Source organism: Corynebacterium sp. MSK195 (genome assembly GCF_030228885.1).
Classification (GTDB): Bacteria; Actinomycetota; Actinomycetes; order Mycobacteriales; family Mycobacteriaceae; genus Corynebacterium.
Genome location: NZ_JASPGT010000025.1, coordinates 1 through 4013, shown reverse-complemented (window position 1 = coordinate 4013; position 4013 = coordinate 1). Strand labels below are relative to the sequence as shown.

Sequence of the window (4013 nt, the reverse complement as noted above, 5' to 3'; positions counted from 1 at the left end):
AACCACCAGTAGAAAAGAAATAGCTGCCTAAACACTAGGTAGCCCCACTACGTGTCCACGATTTGCGGGCAACCCCAGAAGCTTTAATATCGCTTAGCGGTGTTGTCCTGTCCCATTTCATGAACACGTTAAGTTCATCTGGGGTTAACGTGTGGATATCGAGCTGATGGACAGTAAATGTCCTGGGATATCCGCCGCAGCGCGAGATAGCAGGCTGAATATGTGCTTTAGTCTTGTTGTGTGTTGGCCTGTGTATGGCGAAGGAATACGTCGGTTGTTGGAGAGATGCTGCTAGTGCGATCCCGCATTTTCCTGGTTTACTCAGACCAGCGATAAGGCGGTCTGCTTTTTGTTGCTTGCGTACGCTTAGGAGTTTTTTGACATCTGGGAGCTTGGCTAAGAGTTTCCGGATAGCCGATGCTGCCTTTAACCCTTTGCCGAACTTAACAATGGCCCCGCCTGGAATGAAGCTTAATGCAGTCCAGAGGCAGCCTGAGATTTCTCCCTTGAAGCAATTGATTACGTCGGTAACGCCTATAAAGTCAAGCAAGATGTTTAGTGCTTCTTTGCCGATGGTTTCTTTAATGGCATCAAGAACGCTTGTCGGTGCGTTGTCACCTGCTCCAGCCATGGAGGCTTCTTGTAGTTCTGCTTCTTCTGCGAGTTGCTTTTGGATTGCTGCGTCGTAGGCTTCTTGAGCTGCTTGGCCTGCACGCTGAGCGTCGTAGCCGGCTTGATTGGCTGATTGGCGTGCGGTTGCAGCAGAACTTGCGGCATCACTTGCTGATTGGTGTGCTTGTAAAGCATAGCTGGTAGCTGCATCGGCATTAGCGCCAGCTTGTCGTGCATCGGCTTCCGCTTGGTTGGCGGCAGCATGAGCTCGCTCTTTCTGGGCTAGAGCAAAGCGTAGGGAGTTTTCTGCGTTGCGCACATGGTCTTGTGCGATTCGGGCAGATTGAGCTGCCTTTCCTGCCCACTGCGAAGCTTGATTGGCGTAGTCTCTTGCTTTTACAGAATCGCCATAGGCGGCGTAGTAGGAATGCTGGGCTTTAGCTGCGCTTTCGGATGCTTTTTGTGCTGCGGAAAAACCCTGTTGAAGTAGAGCGTCGATACTGTCGTTGTAAACTGTGCGCTCGGCATCATCGCCAGACTTTCGAAAAGCTTCAACAGAGACAAATTCGTTGAGCATGGCTCGGTCGCCGAGCACGGCTGCTTCTGCAGAAGCTTTAAGTTCGGGTCCGCCGGTTCTTGCGAGTTCGTAGGCTTGGCGTTGTTGGTCTTCATATCGAGCTTTTTCAAAGCCGCCTTCAACGACAAAATCGGCAAGGTCATCGTAGGTTCCAGAAGAAATGGCTGCGTCAGCTTTTTCCTTAACGGTATTGCCGCCGGCGTCGCGAAGCTGCCAAGCTTGTCGAGTTAGTTCCGGGACTTTCATAGTGTGAACAGTCTCGTTAAGGAACGTGTCTAACTCTGCTGGAGGGTCTTCGATATGCTCGTCGGCAGCTTTGCGGATTTCTGGGTTGGGATCTGCCTGCCACAAGAATTGGGCCTTGGTGACATTGTCTTGGTATTTGAGGGAGTCGAAAGACTTCACGAAGGCCAGAAGATCTTCGTGAGATCCGGTTTGGAGTGCGACTTGAGCGCCGCCCTGGACCATGGAATCGCCTACTTGTAAAGCAGAGACTGTAAGTTGCTGGACTTTTGCAGTGTCGATACTCTCCTCAGGAACTTGCGCTAGAGAGGCAAGTTCTGTCAGATCTGCTTGCAGGCGTTGTTTTTCTTCCTTGTTATCGTGGACTACCTTATCTTGTGCATCTTCGAGTTCACGTGCATATACTGCTTGGTCTTTGAGGTATTGGGCTTCTTGTTCTTGGCGCTGGGTGGCAGCTTCTTGAGAAAGTTTGGCGATGTCATTGGCAAGGTTGATGGCCTCGATGGATTTTATCGCTGATTCTTGGGCTGATTGGGCATTAGCGCCGGCTCTTTGTGCGGCGGCAGAGGCATTGCCGGCTTCTCGTGCTGCGTCTTCTGCGGCTTGGGCGCTTTTGTTTGCGTGGTCGGCGGCTTGTCGAGCTGCTGTACGGGCTTTTTGTACTAGTTCGGTGATCTGGTTGACGATTCCGTCGACTTCGTTAGAGGCTGCGCGTGCTCGAGAGGCTGCTGCGCGTGCTCGTGCGGCACCTGCTCGTGCTTCTGCTGCGGCTTGGTCACCGGCTCCTGCGGCGGCTGCTGCTTCGGATGCAGCGGCTGCTGCCGCATCTGCATTGTTTGCAGCGCTGGCTGCGGCGCCGCTGGCGGTGCGGGCAAAGCCGGCGGCGGCGTCTGCGTGGACAAAAGATTGCGCGGCTTTGTCAGCAGCCCGTGCAGCATCACGAGCTTGTTCGGCTGCTTGGCGCGCTTGAGATGCCATGGAGGCGTCATAGCCTGCCGCAGAAGCACGGGATGCTGCTTCTTGGGCTGCAATCCGTGCCCGAGAAGCAGCAGAGGCTGCACGAGCTAGAGCATCGGCAGTTTGGGCTAAGGCTTGTCGTGCTTCTGCTGCTGCAGCCACTGCGTTATCGGCTACTTGGGCAGACTGGTTAGCAAGCTTTCCTGCCGACGCTGCGGCATTGCCTGCCCTTACTTGTGCTGCATCGGCGGCTAGTGCCTCATCTTTTGCTTTTTGAGTAGCCTGTCGAGATGCCTCTGTTGCCCGTCTGGCTTGGTCAGCGTTTGTTGCAGCGAAGCTTGCGGCACGCTGGGCTTTATCGGACTCTTCGATAGCGGTATCGACCAGTTCGGTAATACTCATCTTCTCTGAGTCTTGGGCCGCATCAACAAACTGCCCATAGCGAAGATACGACTCAATTGCTGTATCTGTATCTGTCATCAGTGCTTCTGAAGCGCCTGCAGCAACTGATGGGAGTGGGGATCGGGAAAGTTCGTAGACTTCGCGTCGTTTATCATCCCAGCGAGCTTTATCTGCACCTGTTGCTGCAAACTCGCTTAGGGCTTCTTCAGTGTCTGTAGATAGTGCCTTTTCGGCTGCTGATTTAAGGACACTTCCTTCTGGCGCTTGGGTCGCTTTCCACGCGGTGGCACGATCATCTTCGGTTTGGGCTGTTTGCCACCCAGTATCGATAAAGTTGCTAAGACTGTCGATATCACCTGCATCAAGTGCCTGTTTGGCTGCGTTTTGAACGTTTTCTTCAGATAGTGAAGAGATTGTCACCACTATTTGGCGAAGGTCTTGAGTGCGGGCCTCATCCATGCCTGATTTCGCATAAGCAGATAATTCTTCTTGCCCGCCTCGAAGTACTTCTTCAGCAGCTGCCTGCGAGGCAGGGAAGTTGGTGCTCACCATTTCAATGGCATAGTTTCGCGCTTGCTGTTCATCAGCAATCTCAGCACCCAGGTCGCGTTGATCTACTTGGGCAAGCGCATGCGCTGACGAAAGGCTAAGCCCTACTGCAGCAGCGGTGATAACGGACATGATTTTTCGAGCGCAATGTGTCACTGTCTTCGCAGGGTGATGATGCTTGTAGCGCATGTGCGGACTTTCTTATCTAAAGGTATGGGTTAATTGGGCGCTATGCGTTACAGCGAAAGCAGCCTGAAAAGGCATACACAGTGGCGGCCCTTTTATTACATGTTTTGTGTTTACTTCCCGGGTAGGGCAAGGCCCTGGTCGATAAACCACACCGATTCACTCGTGCGAGAAGTGGTGGTCGCAACCTTTTGCGTCCCACTTGCTGTGAGAACACGATTTTGATTTAGTGCCGAAGCAAGGCGAGTTCCTGTGGGAGTTTCTGCCACACTTGCAGGACACCACGTTGCACCTTTGGCGTTCGGGTTGCTTTGAACAGCTACCGATCCGTTAGAGTGCATGGTCAAGAAGACGCCTGGATATGCGGCTGCTTCCAAGGACAGGCACTGAGAACCATCGCGGGCGAGGGTGTCAGGAAGTTTGTGTGTGAGGCTCTGATCTAGAAGGAGTTTCACCGATAATGACTACGGTGTCACTGAAGAAAAGC

General features: G+C 53.1%; 1 protein-coding gene. It reads right to left on the bottom strand.

Annotated features, from left to right (window positions below; all coding sequences use genetic code 11):
• Positions 1 to 34: 34 nt before the first annotated feature.
• A complete protein-coding gene (locus QP909_RS11520; protein WP_284767308.1) occupies positions 35 to 3529 on the bottom strand; it encodes a coiled-coil domain-containing protein in 3495 nt (1164 codons plus the stop codon).
• Between the last annotated feature and the right edge of the window lie 484 nt (positions 3530 to 4013).